Origin of the sequence: Dysgonomonas sp. Marseille-Q5470, assembly GCF_951230145.1 — a bacterium.
Classification (GTDB): domain Bacteria; phylum Bacteroidota; class Bacteroidia; order Bacteroidales; family Dysgonomonadaceae; genus Dysgonomonas.
Map to the genome: position 1 here is coordinate 309,557 of NZ_CATNVE010000001.1, position 17,636 is coordinate 327,192.

A 17,636-nucleotide genomic window follows, 5' to 3' on the forward strand; every position below is an offset into this window, starting at 1 on the left:
AAGTGTTGATAAGGATTTACAACTAATGTATCTTTGTTGAAATACAACAGTGTGATAAATAGTTATTTTCATGAAGATTAAGCTAATAAGTTCGTTAATAAGCATACTATTTTTATACAACTGCTCCCCTAACCCAACTACGGTGACAGTAATGTGTGAACAGGATCGTAAAGGAAATTACATCCTGAAATGGGAGTTGTATCCCGAAGTAGACAACACACCTGTTGAAATATTCGTTTCGGATAATGACAGCTCTTTTCCTTCAAATGCAAAACTGATAACCAACTCGAATGACTACATTGCCGTTATAAAGAATGAATCGGACACTGTTGAAAAACGAAAATATTTCCGCATAAAGGTCGCAGGCGTACTCTCTGAGGTTGTTACAAACCGATTCTTTGAAATGGATAGTATTCAAAACTTCAGAGACATTGGCGGATACATCACAAACGACAACAAACGCGTGCGATGGGGTAAGATATTCCGTTCCGGAAACTTTTTCCGCATGACAACTCATGACAGTTTAGAAATGAGTAGCCTAGGAATAAAAACCGTCATCGACCTCAGGTCGGAGGATATAATGAAGAAAAATATAGAAAGATATACAGCCTTCAAAAACATCCGCATTCCTATTGCTTATAATGGATACAACTCTATATCACAAAAAGTGATGGATGGCCGATTCCTTCGTGGTGATGCTATTATATATACACAGGACACATACAAGGATATGATCAATAACTTTGCCAGTCAGTATGCAGAATTCTTCGACTACCTATGCGATGAAAACAATTACCCGATCGCTTTTCATTGCTACTTAGGCAAAGACCAGTCGGGGCTGGCTACATTCTTCCTGCTCAGAGCACTCGATGTACCTATGGATATAATAGAAGACGACTATATGGCTTCAGATATGGTGATCGACCGCACAAAGCTGGTAAGGAATGCTGATAGCCTTTCAGAATCGCGGCAAGAAGCTTTCACAATGCTTTCACGAACAGATTTAGCATATCTGAAATATGGTATCTCCTGCATCAGAGAGAAACGGGGATCGGTAGAAGACTACATGCTCCATGAATTGAAGCTGACTCCCGAAAAGAGGAAAAAGCTGAAAGCGATATTACTGCACTAAACGAAACAATAGACTTATATAATAACAAGACTTGGATGCAATCAACTAGAAATCCAAGTCTCGTTTTTGTATTTGCTATAGCCTGTTATTTTACCTCTACTTCTATAATCGAACTTATATCATCCAGCTTTCCATCGATTGTAAATTTCACATCTCCGGTCTTTTTATCTCTATTCCAAACAAGCTTGGAATCTACATTCAGCCACTTCGCCGACTTTATGTTAGGAATGTTTAATGTAACGGACGGAGTATCTTTCTCCAGGATGTGAATATAATAGGTCTTGCCCTTATTGGTTATTGCTCCCCACGATTGAGGGAGGGTAAAGCCTTGTTTTGTACCATATATAGTATATCCGTACTTATCCATCCATTCTCCCATTTGCTGAAGCCTTTCTACACATTCCGTCTGAATCTTTCCATTCGGCATTGGGCCTACATTCAACAATAGGTTTGCGCCTGTCCCAGCTGTACGGATAAGCAAATGCAAAAGTTCCTTTGTTGATTTATATTTATCATCAGTAATATCAAACCCCCAAGATCCATTTATGGTCTGACATGTTTCTAACGGAAGTTTAGACACCTCTTGTCCACTCAGCCCTCCTTTATTTTCGCCCGGCACATCACGTTCAAATATCTGATAGCTCTCACCCTCAAAAGGAGGTAAGTGATGATTGTTTGCTATCAAACATTCAGGTTGTAGGCGATGGATCAGTTCATATATTTCAGGGTAATGCCAATCAACATAAGTAGACTGATCTGTTCTATTTTCATGTTCTGTCTGATCCCAATGACCATCAAACCAGATACCGGCTATTGGTCCATAATTGGTTAATAACTCAGTCAACTGCGCTTTCATAAAATTAATATAGCTGTTCCAATCACTTTTTTCTGTACGTCCCGATCCTTTTCCTGTACGTCCTGTTTCATACTGATAGTCGGAACGCATCCAATCCAGAATCGAATAATACAATACAAGTTTCATGTCTTGTTTATGACATTCATCAGCTAGCTGCCTAACAATATCCTTGCCATAAGGGGTATTCATTATATTCCAGTCCGATTGCTTGGTATCCCAGTTGCTGAAACTATCATGATGACGGGAGGTAAACGCAATATATTTCATACCTGCGCTTTTAGCTATCCGAACCCACTCTGCCGCATTAAATTCCTGCGGATTAAAGAAATCTTGGAGTCGCTTATATTCATTCGTTTTTATCGGGCGGTTGTTCATCACCCATTCGCCATCACCCAGCACGCTATAAGGTCCAAAATGGACAAACATACCAAAGCGGGCATCTTCAAACCACTTAACATCGGGTTTTACGGCTTTCGATTGTGCCGACAAATTTGCCATAACGAATATTAAAGCAAACAATAAAAAATACTTTTTCATTTTGTTTTTATTTTAGACATTAAGGTCAATTCTCAATTTAATTAATATGAGCTTTTTATATGCCTGAGGTAGATACAAAAATAAACAATTAGAGTGTCACCCACTTCTACTTTTCCGATAAACCAATAGTACAAATTCGATATTATCTATCACCTATATTTCTCAACATAGTATAAAAACGATCGGCAAGCGTTTGATTATAAATTATTATATGTCTCTCTGTATTCGCTGGGAGTCTTTCCTATATGATGTTTAAAAACCCTGTTGAAATAAGAGATATTATCCAAAGACAGCTCCATTGCCACATCCCTTATCGGCATATCGGTAGTAAGCAGAAGAAGTTGAGCCTTTTCTATCTTTTTCATGTTCACATATCTGAGGGGTGTGCAGTTCATTTCTTTCTTAAATACCCGAATCAAATGATCTTCGGAAACACAAGCTACATTTGCAAGCTCGGCCAATGTAATATCCTTCCCTGTATTTTCATGTATATACCTGAGTGTATTGCTTATGCGCACATCTTTATTATCCGATTTAGTTTTAGCTAATGTGAAAAATCTGGATATAAGCTGATACAAAATTCCTTGCGTTTCATATCTCGAGTGTATCGACATCTTGCTGTTATCTGCCACATACTGATCAAATGTACGAGGGTTATCATACAGTTTGGGATCATAATGCCTCAAATGCCTTCCCGGATTGATTTCAAGCAATCGCTTGTTGAGCATTAAGCCTAATGAGTCGGATTTAACTTCTATCGGAAAATCATATTGATCGAATATCGATTCCTTTCTCACCGTTTCTTCATAAAAGTGAATATAGTAAAGCGAAAAGAAGCTATCACACTCATTGTCGTGCATTGTAAACGGAGGAACAAGATATAGATGATCCGGTTTCAGAGAAAATGGCTCTCCATTGATGTATGTGATCGCTTTGCCGCCGGTTACATAATATATACGGGCAAAAGGACTATACACTGACTTCCAGTTCCAGTTTGCATTTAGCTCCGAATAACCGACATTCAGCAATATAAATTTAGGTCTTTCTGCGGTTTTAGACATACAGGTTGTCGTTTTTATTTCCCGATTTTATGCAAAGATATTCATTTATTAGGAGAAATTTTCAGTATAAGCGAATGTAAACTTTTAATAAGTACTAAAAAGGATTTATAATCGTCTTTTTCGGATTACCTCAGCATACTATAATCTTTCTATTAACTAATTAAAAAAAGAATCACGTATTTGTTGCATTGCAAGAAACGCTATGTTGCTCTTTTTACGCTATGGTTTGAGAAAAAGGTGACAAAAGTGACACTTTTCAGTCCGGTCTCATTATGTCACCTTCTTTCACTTCGCTCCTTTTCACTTTTCGGTACAGATGGGGCGGAGGGAGGCAATAATCCCTGATAAAGACATATTCCGATTCTTCTTTCTCTTGGGTTATTGTTTCGTCCTCCTCTTCAATCTGTACATCCTGCAAATTATCAGAATGCGATATCGGTTCGGTAGGTTCAGAAATAAACTCTTCCTTTTCTATTTTCTTTTCGACCGGTACATTATTATTCATTAGCTTCTCACGCAGCTCATTCAAACTATCTCTCGTTTTGGGGTCTTGTACGATTATCGTTAAGGGTTGGCTGTGCTCTTTGTTCTCTTCTTCCTTTGTTTCGTTGTGCAACAATACCAGCCTGATAGCGTGTGTATCGGGGGCATATTCTTTTTGTCTGACTACCCGGGTTTTCAGTACTAGTTTGTCGGGATTCTCTTTGTCAGGCACATAGGTCGTTCGTATCTCGGTGAGGATATAACCTTCCAGCTTTTTCTTTAACGATCGGCGGGCAGTGATTGCCAGCGTCTCATCCCTGCTTTCAATTGCCGCTTCTATTGCTTTTCTAAACTCGGGTTTCTTGTCTCTCCATTCATAGAATGATTTGCGGGTTATTTTCAGGTGTTTGCAAATCTCTGTGATAGAGTATGTGTCTTCTTCTATTAGCGAGACAATCTTTTCTGCCAGTCTTTCTGTGTACTTTGCCATATCTGTTATAATAATGTTGTTTATAATAGATAATTATTTAGAAAAGTGATGAATAAGCACGAAAGAGGTAGGAGCAGTGGCTTGTCTCTGCCCGTTTATATTCGGGCGATCACAAGGGATCGCCCCTACAGTTGCCAGAAAAATGAATTGATGAGAGAATATACAATATATCGGGAATGTGGGGCAGCGGTTAGTATTATTATGAATATAAATATTATCTTTAACATTCGAAAAAACACCCTTAAAGTATCAGAAAACAGAATTTATTAAAAATTAAAGCGAATGCGAATTATTTATTTTTGTTTTTTCCTGAGTATGTTAATATGCCCAAAACTCTTCTCTCAGGAAATAAACCCAAACATCTTATACAAGATTGTCAGCCCCTCAGGTTTTATAGTAGATAACAGAGACGTGCACGACAATGCCGCATCTCTTTATTTGTCCAAAAATGAAAAGAGCAGCCAAGGGCAAGTATGGAAAATAGAAAAGTTGACAAACGGTTCTTACATGATCTCCAACCCCTTTATTTACAAAAGTATTGACAACAACAATACGACAACAGGGAATGGTAATCCAATCATTCAATGGGATAGTAACAAGTCAAACATAAACCAGCAATGGCAATTGAATGTAACAGGTACAGGTGCTTTTGCCATCATTCATAAAGCGAGCCAAATGGCACTGGCTTTCACCGGAGAGGATGCCATCGGTGCGCAGTTGTCGCAACTTCCAAACTCTTCTCAAACATGGAGGCTGGTTCCTACGAATATCAAACCGCCTAAAGAGGAAAAGTTAAAACCAAGTAAAAACGACTGGGAGAATGAAACAATCTTTGCAATAAACAAAAAGCCCGGACATGTAACCTATATCCCCTTCCCTTCTGTAGAAAGCCTTAAAAAAGATAAAAGCTTCGATAAACCTTGGGAAGAACCATCATCGTCCTTGTACTTATCTCTGAATGGTGATTGGAAATTTCACTGGGTAAAAAAACCTTCGGAACGTCCTAAAGATTTCTACAAGACAAACTATGATGTTTCGTCTTGGAAAGAAATACCTGTGCCTTCCAACTGGGAAATGCACGGATACGGAACACCCATCTATACGAATATAACTTATCCATTCAAGAATAATCCTCCATTTATACAACCGCAAAAAGGATACACCAACGAGATAGAAGTAAATCCCGTAGGATCGTATCGCCGTGATTTCTCTATTCCGGCAGATTGGGATGGCAAAGAAATCATCTTACACTTCGATGGTGTATATAGTGGAATATATGTATGGATAAACGGTAAAAAAGTAGGTTATAGCCAAGGTGCGAACAATGTTGCCGAATTTAACATTACAAATTACGTTAAAGCAGGGACAAACACCATTGCTGCCGAAGTTTATCGCTGGACGGATGCTAGCTATATAGAAGATCAGGATATGTTCCGCCTGAGTGGAATTCATCGTCCGGTGTACTTATACGCAACACCTAAAGTACATGTACGTGACTACTTCTTACAGTCAGATTTTAAAGGTGATGATTACAGCTCTGCCCTTTTCAAAGTGAAAGCTTCGATAAAGAATTATGATAAAAAAGCTTCTCAAGCGACAACTCTAGGTGTATCACTTTTAGATACCAAAGGCAAGGAGGTGGCAAATATCACACAACCTGTTGGAGCATTAAAAGCAAACCAAGAACAGGAGTATGATATACAAGCTAGTGTTACGAACCCGTCGCTATGGTCTGCCGAAAAGCCGAACCTTTATACTGCAATCATTACACTAAAAGACAATAATGGAAATGTATTGGAAGCAATGTCCTCGAAGTTTGGATTCAGAAAAATAGAGATAAAGAATAAACGTGTTTATATCAACAATGAACAGGTTTTCTTTAAAGGAACAAACAGACATGACATCCATCCTAAATTTGGAAAAGCTGTGCCTGTAGAATCGATGATACAGGACATCGTGATGATGAAGCAACATAATCTGAATACAATACGCACAAGCCACTATCCTAACGACCCAAGGATGTATGCCTTATACGATTACTACGGATTGTATGTAATGGATGAGGCCGACCTCGAAAATCATGGCAATCATTCGATAAGTGGTATGCCGAGCTGGATTCCTGCATTCAAAGACCGAATAGAAAGAGTGATACAACGAGACAAGAACCATCCGTCCGTTATCTTCTGGTCTTTGGGCAATGAAGGTGGAAATGGCGACAACTTTGATGAGATGTATAAAGTTGCTAAGCTGCTCGATCCATCACGCCCCGTTCACTATGAAGGCAAGAATGAAGTAGCCGATATAGACTCTCACATGTATCCCGATTTGGCACGTATGGCTGCCTTTGACCAAAGAGATACCGACAAACCTTATTTCTTGTGCGAATATGTTCACTCGATGGGGAATGCTCCGGGCAACATCGCCGAATATTGGGATTATATAGAAAACAAATCGCAACGTATGATAGGCGGATGCGTTTGGGACTGGGTAGATCAGGGATTGAACATGTACGGAAAACCCGACAATCAATATTACCTAGGAGGTGATTTTGGAGACAAGCCAAATGACTTCGACTTTGTATGTAACGGATTAACAACTCCCGATCGTAGGGTTACAGCAAAGCTGCTGGAGATAAAGAAAATATATCAATACATCAAATTCCGTGAACTATCGTTGAATACAGGCAAAATTGAGATTGAAAATAAGTATGACTTTACCAATCTGAATGAGTTTAATATAAAATGGGAAGTTCTTAAAGATGGTGTTAAATCCGAATCGGGAACAATGCCTTCGATAGACTTAGCACCGAACCAAAAAACGGTAATCACTGTCCCATATAATAAAAATATGGATGCCGGAAGCGAGTATCTATTGAATATATACTTCACGCTAAAGAACGATACAAATTGGGAAAAAGCAGGTTATGAAATGGCATCAGCACAGTTTGCTCTGAACGGCAGACAGCCTTTATCTTCGGTTGATACGTCATCGATGAGTGACGTACAAGTGAGCACACAAGGTGATAACCTTGTAATAGGCGGACGTAATTTCAAGACTGCATTCAACACACAAACAGGTATAATGACTTCTCTTCAGTATGGAGGAAAGGAAATGATACACAACCAAAGCGGATTTAACCTCAATTGGTACCGTAGTGTGAATAACGACAAATACACCGATCAGAACTATTATACGACAGAGAATGACAAACCGATGTTCAGTTATCAACTGTCGCCGGACAAAAAATCTGTAACTATTCTGTCTGCCACTACAGCTACAATAAAAAGCTCGAAGGAAGTAAGAATCCCATATACTGTAAAGTATACGATCTACGGAGATGGAACAATTGATGTAGATGCGAATTTCACGTCTACTTCTGCAGGATCATTTGTTCACCGCTTGGGCTTGCAAGTCGTATTGCCGGAAGGGATGGAAAATGTTCGTTATTATGGACGTGGCCCTCACGAAAACTATTGGGACAGAAAGGTTTCTGCATACATAGGGCAATATCAGACCACTGCAAAAGGAATGGAGCAAGAGCACTATGTGAGAGCGCAAAGCATGGGTAATAGGGAAGATGTAAGATGGGTTACCATCACAGACCAAAATAAGAAAGGGATTAAAATCCAATCGAAAGACAGGTTAGGATTTAGTGCTCTGCATTTCACCGATCAGGCGTTGTGGGAAGCCGTGCATGATTTCAAATTGAATGAGATCCGTAAACCCGAAGTTTATTTAAGTCTGGATTGTATACAACAGGGTCTAGGTAACGCAAGTTGCGGACCTCTGCCACTGCCGCAATACATGATTCCGGCTAATCAGAACCTAGGTTATTCGTTCAGAATACAAGGAGTGGAATAAACAAACATTAACAGAATAGCAAAGGCTTGTAGTGAAAATTCATTACAAGCCTTTTTATTTGAGGGTATGACGTATTGTGAATACTCTATAAAATATTTGTAAATCTGCATTTTAAATCTTATATTTACTCTTAACCTAAATTAAAAACGATTCTAAAGAAAGGATTGCGTATGAATATACTTCTCGTTTGATCATTAAGAAAATACAATTTCTTATAGTTTGTAACATATTAAATGCCACTGATTATGGAAAGGTATAAGAAATATAGAACAATACAGAAAGCTTCATACATCGTGTTTTTCCTTTATTTGCTAATTCTCGCTTTAAGTAATTTCAGCTTTAACGGAAATGTAGAATATATTCCGTACTTTATAATTATTCCGTTTGTCGTTTATTGTATAACAATGATAACAACTGAGATTCTGATATATAAGGAAAGAAAGGCTTTTTTTGATACAAAACAGAGCCAGCTGAGCAAAACAAATCTGAGGAACGATAGAATAGAGACACCTACTTTATCGAAAATCTAGAAATAAAAAAAAGAGGAGATTTTTAAGAAATCTCCTCTTTTTCAATTTATCTTCGTTCGTTATAAACTCCAAATTCTGCTATAGTTGGAGAGCCCTTAGATTCCTCTATTGATATGCGAACTTTATTTCCCCATACCTTATCAAACCTATTTATTTTAATGACATCCGATTTTGTGCCTGAAAAAATAGTCTGCCATTTTCCATTATGGAGGTATTCCAATTTATAAGATTGTATATCGTTATTGTTATTTTTCTCAGTTATTGTAATCATATTGAATGGCTGTTCATTGTTACCTAGCTCTATTTCCAGCCATGGTTTGCTTACCAATGGATTTGACTCCCATCCTGTTTTGAAATTATCATCATTCGCAAAATCCATGAGCTGCATATCCCAGCTCCAACTCGAATTTGCCGGCTTAAACTTTGCTATATTCGAAGAGATAATCGGAGCTTCATTTTTGGGCAAGTTATTTAATGCTCCTTCATTTTTCCACAATTTACCTATCCGGCGAAAAGCGGCAACAGCATTATCGTCTATCAATCCATCCCTGTTCGGAGCAGCATTAAGAATAAAGTTGCAATAGACCTTATTGAATGGGATTATATTGTCATTAACCAATTTCACCGGATCTTTTACTGGCGTTTTAGGAAAATCTTCTTTCCAAAACCAAGCCGAATTTATTGGCAGACAAGACAGAGCCGGCAGAGAATTGCTGTCTTTAGAAATATGCTGACCAGCACCTTGTTCATACGATTTTATATCTGTATAAAATAACGCCTGAGTAGGATACTTTGCTGCATTCAGATCCATCACAAGGCAATTGGGTTGCAAAGACTTGATCAGATAGTATATATCTTCGAAAGGTATTTCGTCGTAAGAAATGCGTGACCAAGGAGCATCCCACCCGTCGATTATCAGGGCTTTTATTTCGCCATAGTTGGTAAGGAGTTCTGTCAACTGAGCCTTTATCATATCTATATGCTTAGGGCTAATAAAGCCCGGACGTAATTTATGATGTGTATCCAGGATGGAGTAATACAACATTACCCCCAGACCCTCTTTTCTGAAAGCATCTACGTATTCCTTTACAACATCGCGCTTCAATGGGCTATTCATCACGTTATAGTCTGTAGTCTTGGTATCCCAAATGCAAAAGCCACTATGATGTTTGGTGGTAAGGCATCCATAAGTCATGTTGGCTTCTTTTGCTGTTTTGGCCCATTGATTACAGTCTAACTTTTGAGGATTAAAAATTGAGGGCGAAGCATCAGGGTCGGCCCAATCATCACTCATAAAGGTAGGGATATTGAAATGGATAAACATTCCAAAACGCAGGTTTATAAACTCTTGCTGGAGATCGGGTAATGATTTTACTTGAGAATAGCCGGACAAAATAAAAAACAGGCTAAGAATTAATAATGGGCATTTTTTCATAATAAATAAAGGGTTTTAATTTATGCGAATATAAGTATTTTGGAGAAGGATGAAATAGAAAATAATATAGAAAATATATGTAATTATTTATTTCATTAATGAAGGGAGGAAGACTCATCTTAGAATCATAATCTCCACCCCCTTCAAAACAATATATATGTTATAAACTATAACATGTATCTTCAAAACTCAACTTCTCCTACATTTATCACCTCTTTATTCTGAGACAAACGTAAAGTAATTGTCTTCTTCTTTTCCTCACCCGTTGCATAATATGTGTAGATATCCAAATAAACTGTAGTTGGTCCTATAACGGTTTGCTCTTGTGAACCATAATAATTTGCCTGAATCATGTATTTTCCTTTGACGGCTTTTCTTATCATAAACTCTTCTGGCCCATATCCTCCGGTAAAATCACATGACATAAGACCACCTGTTTTAGTAAACCTATATTTATAATAGCACTTTTCACCATAAGGGTCTGTTACCCACAAATCCATATCGCTATCATCTGTATCCCAATTGAGAACTACGCGTATATCCATAGGCATGCTATATATCAATCTTTCATCTACATTCAATAAATTCAACGTCACTTTTTTACGATTTGCTTCAGCAATCACCTGATTCATTTCTTCAACGGCAATCACCTCTATTTCAGGAAATCTATCATCCCAACTTCCTTCTACTATTTTGTACAACATATCTACAGCCTCTTGATATTGATTATTCTGAGCATAAGCCAAACCTAAATCTCGATAAGATTGAGGTTCCTCAGGGCGTAGCCTTAATACTGTCTTAAATTGTTCTATGGCATACTCATTATAGCCAAGCTGTTTCAGGCGATAACCCAAGACTCGTAATAGTCTATAATTTTCTGCTTCCAACTCTGCCAGATTTGATAGAATTATTAAGGCTTTTTCTTTCAACCCTCTTTCTTCAAACAACGAAGCTACTTCTAAGAAGAAAGAAGGCGTTGTTTTATATTCCTCCTTAATAGCCAGATAGGCCGGATATAAATCTTCATCCGATTTCGATTTTAATTTGGCTATATATGGAGCATTCGATTTCCACGTTTTTAGTTCTATTGCAGCTTTCACATCTTCACTTTGATATCCTTGGTTGGAAATTCCGTTTTCAGTATTCTCTATCCCTATTTCATTGCCTGCTCCTGTGTCCTCTGTTATTTGAACACCTTGCATCCTGCCTTGCAAAGCGTTAGAGAGTGACTGTAGCTCATCTGCAGAGACAGTACTTACAGAGCCTGTCACATCTACTCTTCTTTCTATACCATAACCTACTACTACCTCTTCGAGCATCATCTGGCTATCTTCAAGAATAGCATTTGCAACATTGTTCTCTATTTTTACGGCCTTCGGCTCATACCCAATAAATTTAAATACCAATATATCCCCATTCCGTGCATTAATAGAATATTTTCCATCTAGATCGGTTATTGATCCGGTATCTGTTCCTTGTACTATTACCGTAGCACCTATAATAGGCACACCGGAAGAATCTACAACAACACCTCTCACCGAGCCACTTTGAACATTTAGAAAAGGGGAGGCTATTGAGCGCGTCTTAGATACTACTTTTTCAGGTTGTTGAGTAAAATCTTTTTCGAACCATGTTTTCCTACCGTTAAAAAGGGAGATTACTCCGTTTATTTGTCTTTCTCTGGCTGCTTTTTCATCGTTTTCTATCTGCATTACACTCTTATTATACTCTTCAAGCAATTCGGCTGGAGGCACAATCCTGTATTGTATATAATCAGAAAGATTTTCGAGAACAATCAATGATGTATTACGAGTAACAATATTATATCTCTTTCCAAGTTCTTCGATTTCTTCCTTATTTCTATCAAATAACATATCCAGCTGAGTTATTTTCTTTTCAGCCCACACTCGCTCTACTATATTTCCATAATTAGCCACATCTCGGGAATCTATAGTTAGAGTTTTTGTATATGTAATTTTATCACCTATTCCAAAATTAAGAGTAATAGAAGCTTTTGCGACTTTCAATTTTCCTGTTACCGAAAACCCCGATTCGGAATTTAGAATAAGAGTTGACGCTGTAAAGTCACTAATTTCTTTTTTATTATAGAGAGCGGATATCAGTCTGAAGTTTTGATTCAACAGTAACTTTACGGCATCAGACGGAGCCTGTTGTAAAAGATTTATATATTTTCCTCCGCTGGCAGTTGCCAAGTACTTCAACAGACTATGGTCTGCACTTAAAGAAGAACAAACGACAGAGATTGGTGTACCACCTATCTGTTGTATCTGTTCTCCAAAGTTGCTTAACCCGTCAGAGAATAAAAATATCTCATCCGCACTCACATCTGCAAAATCCAAAGCTCCTAACCGAGTAGCTCCATCATGAGAAACCTTCTCTAATGTTTCTCTAAGGGCGTTCCAATTTCCATTCCGAATATTGAAAGTCTGAGCCTTACCCAGAAAACAGTTAAAAGTATGAAGATCTACAGTAACATTTCCTATTTCTTTAAAATAGCCGGATAACATATTAGCCTCCAAATCAAAGTTCCGTCTATCCATCGACGATGACGCATCCCAATACAAGGCAATACGCTTTGGCACCTCTCGAGATTGTTCTTTCAGCGGGGGGAAAACCTGAGAATAAAAAATAGTTTCACCGCTAATAATACCTTTTTCAAGAAAAGTAAGAGCATCGTTTTTTACAGGAACAGAAAACACGAGTTGTCCTTTTCCTTTATACTTTTGAGCAGAATAAGATGCCTGATAAACATCTCCCTCATTACTAAAAGTAAAGCCTCCCCAAGGTGTTTTATCTATTTTTGGTTGGGTTTCTTTTCCAAATACTGTAATATGAAGATTAAATTTATCAAGCTCGTTATTTCCGTATTCTACGGGAAGAAAGAAACGATAATTATCACCTGTTTTCGGCAATTCTTGTTCATAAGCAATCACAACCTTTCTTGTCCCTCGGGCAAACAAAGGATATACCCTCGTTTTAAAATTATTTCCCTTTGTTTTTTCCAACAATCCGGGGTCTACCCCTCGTCTGACTATCGATTCAAACACTTCCTGCCCTTTAGCTTTCTCTACAACGACTCCTTCTCTGAGCTTTCCATTTATATCGAGAGCAAACCGCGAAATATTTTGTCCTTCTGCCAAGGGAAATTGTAATTCGCCTTCCAATACACGTTTATTGGGATTATAGAGAGTCATTTCAACTGTAGTAACAGCAAGTGGACCTACTACTTTTATATCTATGTTTACGTTCGATATACGAATCGGCAATTCGGTTGCTTGCAGATCCTTCACTTGTATTGTAGGACTACCGGGATTTACCTGTTGGGCTAAACAATAGATGCCTATCCATATAAAAGTGATTAACAAGAGATACTTTTTCATAGTGTTCAGATATTTATTTGTTTTCATAGTCAGAATATCGTTTTATCAATAGACAAATCTTAAACTAAATGCCCCTATAATATTACATAATAATTCGCAAACAAAGTCAATCTATAGTCGATATAATACTATAATATCCTGTCATGCTTACTTATTCGGGATAAAAAAGATGCAAACAAATTCTTATTTGTACTTATAGCTCATAATTTTTATCTTTTTTGAATAAATGAAAAAATTAAATAAAATATATTGATACATTTTTTTGATTAACTTCGCACTATTAAGTAAAAAAGTCTGATCCTGTTTCATAAGCTCTTTATGATATGAGAAAACTCCCAATCATCCTATTTTTATATTCTCTTGCTACTATCGTATCTGCAAACGATATAGGGAACAGTTATATTAATGAACTGAATAAAGCAATAAATAACAAAAAATACTATGATGAAAAGAAAGAGCAAAAGATAAATAGCCTTAAACAGCTCTTACACATATCAGATCTCTCTCTTGCACAAGAATATGATATAAATTTCAAACTGTCGAAAGAATACAGGAAATACAGAATGGATTCGGCGGTTTACTATATGGAAAAGAATCAAGATATAGCGAAGAAGTTAAATAGCATGGACGTTATCAACGAAACCAATCTAAACTTGTCGCTATTATACTCTGCAACAGGCATGTACCTCGAAGCAAAAGATATATTAAATCATATTGACAGAAAATCATTATCCGAAAAATTAGTTCCACTTTACTTTGAATCCAATAGTCAGTTTTACGGACATTATGCGCAAAGCAATGACAGACACGCTTATTTTCAGATAAATGAAGCTTATAGAGACTCATTGCTCACAGCTTTAGACTCTAGTTCTGTGAGGTATCGGATAACATATGCCGAGAAAATATTCTATCAAGGACAAATAGAAATTGCCGAAAACCGTCTGCTAAAACTCATGGATGAAATACCGGAAGATGACCCGGATTATGCTTTTGTGGCATATCTATTGGGTAAAGTCTATGAGAATAAAAAGAAGCAAGACCTGCAAAAAAAATATTTTGCTCTTTCAGCCCTATCGGATATTAAAAACTCAATAAAAGATAACGCCTCCTTGCAAAGTCTGGCGTTGGTTTACTATGAAGAAGGGGACATAGATCAGGCTTATAAATTTACAAAGTCATCTATCGACGATGCTGTTTTTTGCAATGTAAGATTCAGGACAATAGGCATTTCAGAGTTTTACTCAATTATCAATACAGCCTATCAGGCGAAAGAGGCAAAACAAAAAAGTAAACTACAATTATACCTTATACTTATTAGTATTCTTACTGTATTCCTTATCGTTGCTGTGATATACGTCTACAAACAAATGAAGAGAGTTTCACGAATAAGGAAAGAATTGTATCGAGCGAATGTAAAGCTGATCGACTTGAATCAGGGAATTACGGACACCAACAAGCAACTCAAAGAGGTAAATATTCAGCTATCTGAATCAAATCATATAAAAGAGGAATATATTGCGCATTTCTTCGATTTGTGCTCAACATATATCACCAAATTAGAAGATTATCGCAAGTCTCTAAACAAGAAGGCGGCGAATAATCAGTTGGATGATTTGTTCAAAACACTAAAGTCAACAGCCTTTGTTGATAATGAGCTGGAAGAATTATATAAAAATTTTGATAATATATTCTTAAGTCTTTATCCCACATTTGTAGAAGACTTCAATACCCTTCTTATAAGCGAAGAACAGATAGTTCTTAAGCCCGGAGAATTACTCAATACCGAATTGCGGATATTTGCCCTGATCCGTTTAGGAATAACAGATAGTGTAAAGATTGCAAGCTTCCTTCGCTATTCATTGAGCACCATCTATAACTACCGCACCAAAGCCCGCAATAAAGCGGCTGTATCGCGTGACGAGTTTGAAAACTTAGTGATGAGAATTGGCATAATACAGAAAAACAGATAACCCAAAAACACTTCAAAATGACTACTTTTTAACTATAGACAAAAACAAATAACAAACTAATAAATAGACACATATAAGTTAACCCGCACTACTTTTTTGACTCAAAGAAAAGTTGTAGTCATTTAATTATCTAGATTTATAAAACTATATATAGTTAATATTTTTCAATAAAATAAACTCTGACCTATGTTATGCTAGGTCTTATCTTATATATAATAAGCAAAGGCATATTATATACAAGATGAAAGCTTTTTGATTAATTTAAATCTAAATTATTATGAAATTGCGTTATTATGTATTTATAAGTTTTATCATGTTTCTTTCAAGTTGCACAGATAGTATTGACACTAATCCGGAAAATACTAAATCAAACTCTGATGCCTATACGAAAAGTACAAGTTCCATTACCACAGAAATAGAAGACTCATCTGAAGGAGGTCGAATTATCGATTTTGGGAATGGTCTGGAAGTAGAAGAGGTTCTTGGTGGTTATTTATTCCAAGGAGATATTTTCTTAACAGAAGAAGATATACAAGATATGATAAACGAAAGCACTTTAAAAGGTGATACCCTCACAAAATCAAATGTCCATACTCGTGAAAAACGACAATGGCCAAATGGTATAGTTTATTATACAATAAAAGATGGGTTTCCTAATCCTAAAAGAATCTATGATGCTATAGAAGAATGGGAGAAGAAAACAAATCTCAGATTTATAAATTCTAAAATAGGAGACTATATTGAATTTATACCTACTTCAAACGATACAAACTCTCGCATTGGAAGACAAGGTGGGAGACAGCAGATAAAAATAGCATCGTGGGCAAGTGCAGGCAATGCAATCCACGAAATAGGACATGCCATAGGATTATTCCATGAACATACACGAAACGATAGAGGTAAGTATATAGAGATCAACTGGAGTAATATTAAACTCAATAAGCTACATAACTTTATCAATTGGTTTGACAGAAGCCGTCCTTACGGCCCATTTGATTTTAATTCTATCATGTTGTATGGTTCTTATGCTGCTTCTAGAAACGGTAGTCCCACAATTGTAAAAAAAAATGGACAAATATTCAATGCTCAGAGAGACAGTCTGTCAATTGGAGATATAAATGCTGTAAACAGTTATTTATACAAATCAAAAATATCTCCAAACTCATTTGTTGAGAAAGTTTATGATGTTAAGGGTGGGGTTTACAATTTACAATTTATATCTAGATATGAGAATGCCATTTCTACCGATTTCTATGTTTCAACTAATTCCGCCAACTGGGTTAGAGTATCAAGTATAAAACCTTTACCTCAAAGTTATTCAGCTTTAGGGTTGGTGCAGCTTACTTATCAGGTAGATGAGAATAGGACCATATATAAGAGAGAGGCAAATATTGTTCTAAATCATCGAGTTACAAATCAAAAAATCTTCATTAAAGTAATTCAAGATACAGCACCAAATAATCTTGAGGTTGCTTTTCTTACCTCAAATTCTAAAGGGTCAGGAAGTGGTACCGCCCATATTAAAGTTGAAGTAAATGGAAAGATTGCAAACTCATCTTCTAAACCTTGGTCTTTAACAGGTGGACGCGTTATAGCTACTCATTTGAGACCGAATGATCCAGATCTAGTCTCTAATTCAGAAGATGCGACAGTCAGGTTATTCATATCATTACCTTATCCTTTGATAGAGTTTAGACCACAAATAGCCGATGTCAAGTTGACATCCGGAGGTGTAGGTAGTACCGAATTAATCGTTACATGTAAGCTGAAGGACTTAGCGAACACTAACTTAGCAGTCATTAGAATATAAATTACTCTCAATTTTATGCTGTCCATTAAAAGAAGTTACATATTGAAATAAGATTGTTTGGTGGAGTCTG

9 protein-coding genes are annotated in these 17,636 nt (G+C 36.9%); 4 read left to right on the plus strand and 5 right to left on the minus strand.

Annotation, left to right across the window (positions count from 1 at the left end; genetic code table 11):
* The first annotated feature begins 70 nt into the window (after nucleotides 1-70).
* Nucleotides 71-1,132: a tyrosine-protein phosphatase gene (locus tag QOX35_RS01445; protein WP_135105451.1), complete on the plus strand. Its 1,062-nt coding sequence runs from the start codon at nucleotides 71-73 to the stop codon at nucleotides 1,130-1,132.
* Nucleotides 1,133-1,217: 85 nt separating this feature from the next.
* On the opposite strand, the gene QOX35_RS01450 is transcribed toward QOX35_RS01445, so the two are convergent.
* The 3 genes from QOX35_RS01450 to QOX35_RS01460 all read right to left on the minus strand — a co-directional run bounded on the left by QOX35_RS01450 (nucleotide 1,218) and on the right by QOX35_RS01460 (nucleotide 4,559).
* Nucleotides 1,218-2,525, minus strand: a complete 1,308-nt coding sequence (locus QOX35_RS01450; RefSeq protein ID WP_283685492.1) for an alpha-L-fucosidase — start codon at nucleotides 2,523-2,525, stop codon at nucleotides 1,218-1,220.
* Between the two features lie 197 nt (nucleotides 2,526-2,722).
* Nucleotides 2,723-3,586, minus strand: a complete 864-nt coding sequence (locus QOX35_RS01455; RefSeq protein WP_135105449.1) for an AraC family transcriptional regulator — start codon at nucleotides 3,584-3,586, stop codon at nucleotides 2,723-2,725.
* Nucleotides 3,587-3,842: 256 nt separating this feature from the next.
* Complete coding sequence (locus QOX35_RS01460; protein ID WP_283685493.1) at nucleotides 3,843-4,559, minus strand: terminase small subunit-like protein; 717 nt, start codon at nucleotides 4,557-4,559, stop codon at nucleotides 3,843-3,845.
* 282 nt (nucleotides 4,560-4,841) lie between these two features.
* On the opposite strand from QOX35_RS01460, the gene QOX35_RS01465 reads away from it, so the two are divergent.
* On the plus strand, nucleotides 4,842-8,420 hold the full coding sequence (locus QOX35_RS01465; RefSeq protein ID WP_283685494.1) for a glycoside hydrolase family 2 TIM barrel-domain containing protein: 3,579 nt from the start codon (nucleotides 4,842-4,844) through the stop codon (nucleotides 8,418-8,420).
* 576 nt (nucleotides 8,421-8,996) lie between these two features.
* On the opposite strand, the gene QOX35_RS01470 is transcribed toward QOX35_RS01465, so the two are convergent.
* Nucleotides 8,997-10,385 (minus strand): alpha-L-fucosidase, encoded by a 1,389-nt coding sequence (locus QOX35_RS01470; RefSeq protein WP_283685495.1) that lies wholly within the window; start codon nucleotides 10,383-10,385, stop codon nucleotides 8,997-8,999.
* A 182-nt stretch (nucleotides 10,386-10,567) separates the two neighbouring features.
* Nucleotides 10,568-13,786 carry a DUF2135 domain-containing protein gene (locus QOX35_RS01475; protein WP_283685496.1) on the minus strand — a complete coding sequence of 1,073 codons (3,219 nt, stop codon included), beginning with the start codon at nucleotides 13,784-13,786 and terminating at the stop codon, nucleotides 10,568-10,570.
* A 323-nt stretch (nucleotides 13,787-14,109) separates the two neighbouring features.
* Here QOX35_RS01475 and susR point away from each other — a divergent pair, with 323 nt between their 5' ends.
* Nucleotides 14,110-15,756, plus strand: coding sequence for a SusR family glycan utilization regulator (susR, locus tag QOX35_RS01480; protein WP_283685497.1), 1,647 nt, complete (start codon nucleotides 14,110-14,112; stop codon nucleotides 15,754-15,756).
* 277 nt (nucleotides 15,757-16,033) lie between these two features.
* Nucleotides 16,034-17,566, plus strand: a complete 1,533-nt coding sequence (locus QOX35_RS01485; RefSeq protein ID WP_283685498.1) for a M12 family metallopeptidase — start codon at nucleotides 16,034-16,036, stop codon at nucleotides 17,564-17,566.
* The last annotated feature ends 70 nt before the right edge of the window (nucleotides 17,567-17,636 follow it).

Excerpts from the sequence above, each read along its gene's own strand:
- QOX35_RS01445 (WP_135105451.1), top strand. The coding sequence starts at position 71 with ATGAAGATTAAGCTAATAAGTTCGTTAATAAGCATACTATTTTTATAC.
- QOX35_RS01455 (WP_135105449.1), bottom strand. The coding sequence starts at position 3,586 with ATGTCTAAAACCGCAGAAAGACCTAAATTTATATTGCTGAATGTCGGT.
- susR (WP_283685497.1), top strand. The coding sequence starts at position 14,110 with ATGAGAAAACTCCCAATCATCCTATTTTTATATTCTCTTGCTACTATC.
- QOX35_RS01485 (WP_283685498.1), top strand. The coding sequence starts at position 16,034 with ATGAAATTGCGTTATTATGTATTTATAAGTTTTATCATGTTTCTTTCA.
- QOX35_RS01465 (WP_283685494.1), top strand. The coding sequence starts at position 4,842 with ATGCGAATTATTTATTTTTGTTTTTTCCTGAGTATGTTAATATGCCCA.
- QOX35_RS01475 (WP_283685496.1), bottom strand. The coding sequence starts at position 13,786 with ATGAAAAAGTATCTCTTGTTAATCACTTTTATATGGATAGGCATCTAT.
- QOX35_RS01450 (WP_283685492.1), bottom strand. The coding sequence starts at position 2,525 with ATGAAAAAGTATTTTTTATTGTTTGCTTTAATATTCGTTATGGCAAAT.
- QOX35_RS01470 (WP_283685495.1), bottom strand. The coding sequence starts at position 10,385 with ATGAAAAAATGCCCATTATTAATTCTTAGCCTGTTTTTTATTTTGTCC.
- QOX35_RS01460 (WP_283685493.1), bottom strand. The coding sequence starts at position 4,559 with ATGGCAAAGTACACAGAAAGACTGGCAGAAAAGATTGTCTCGCTAATA.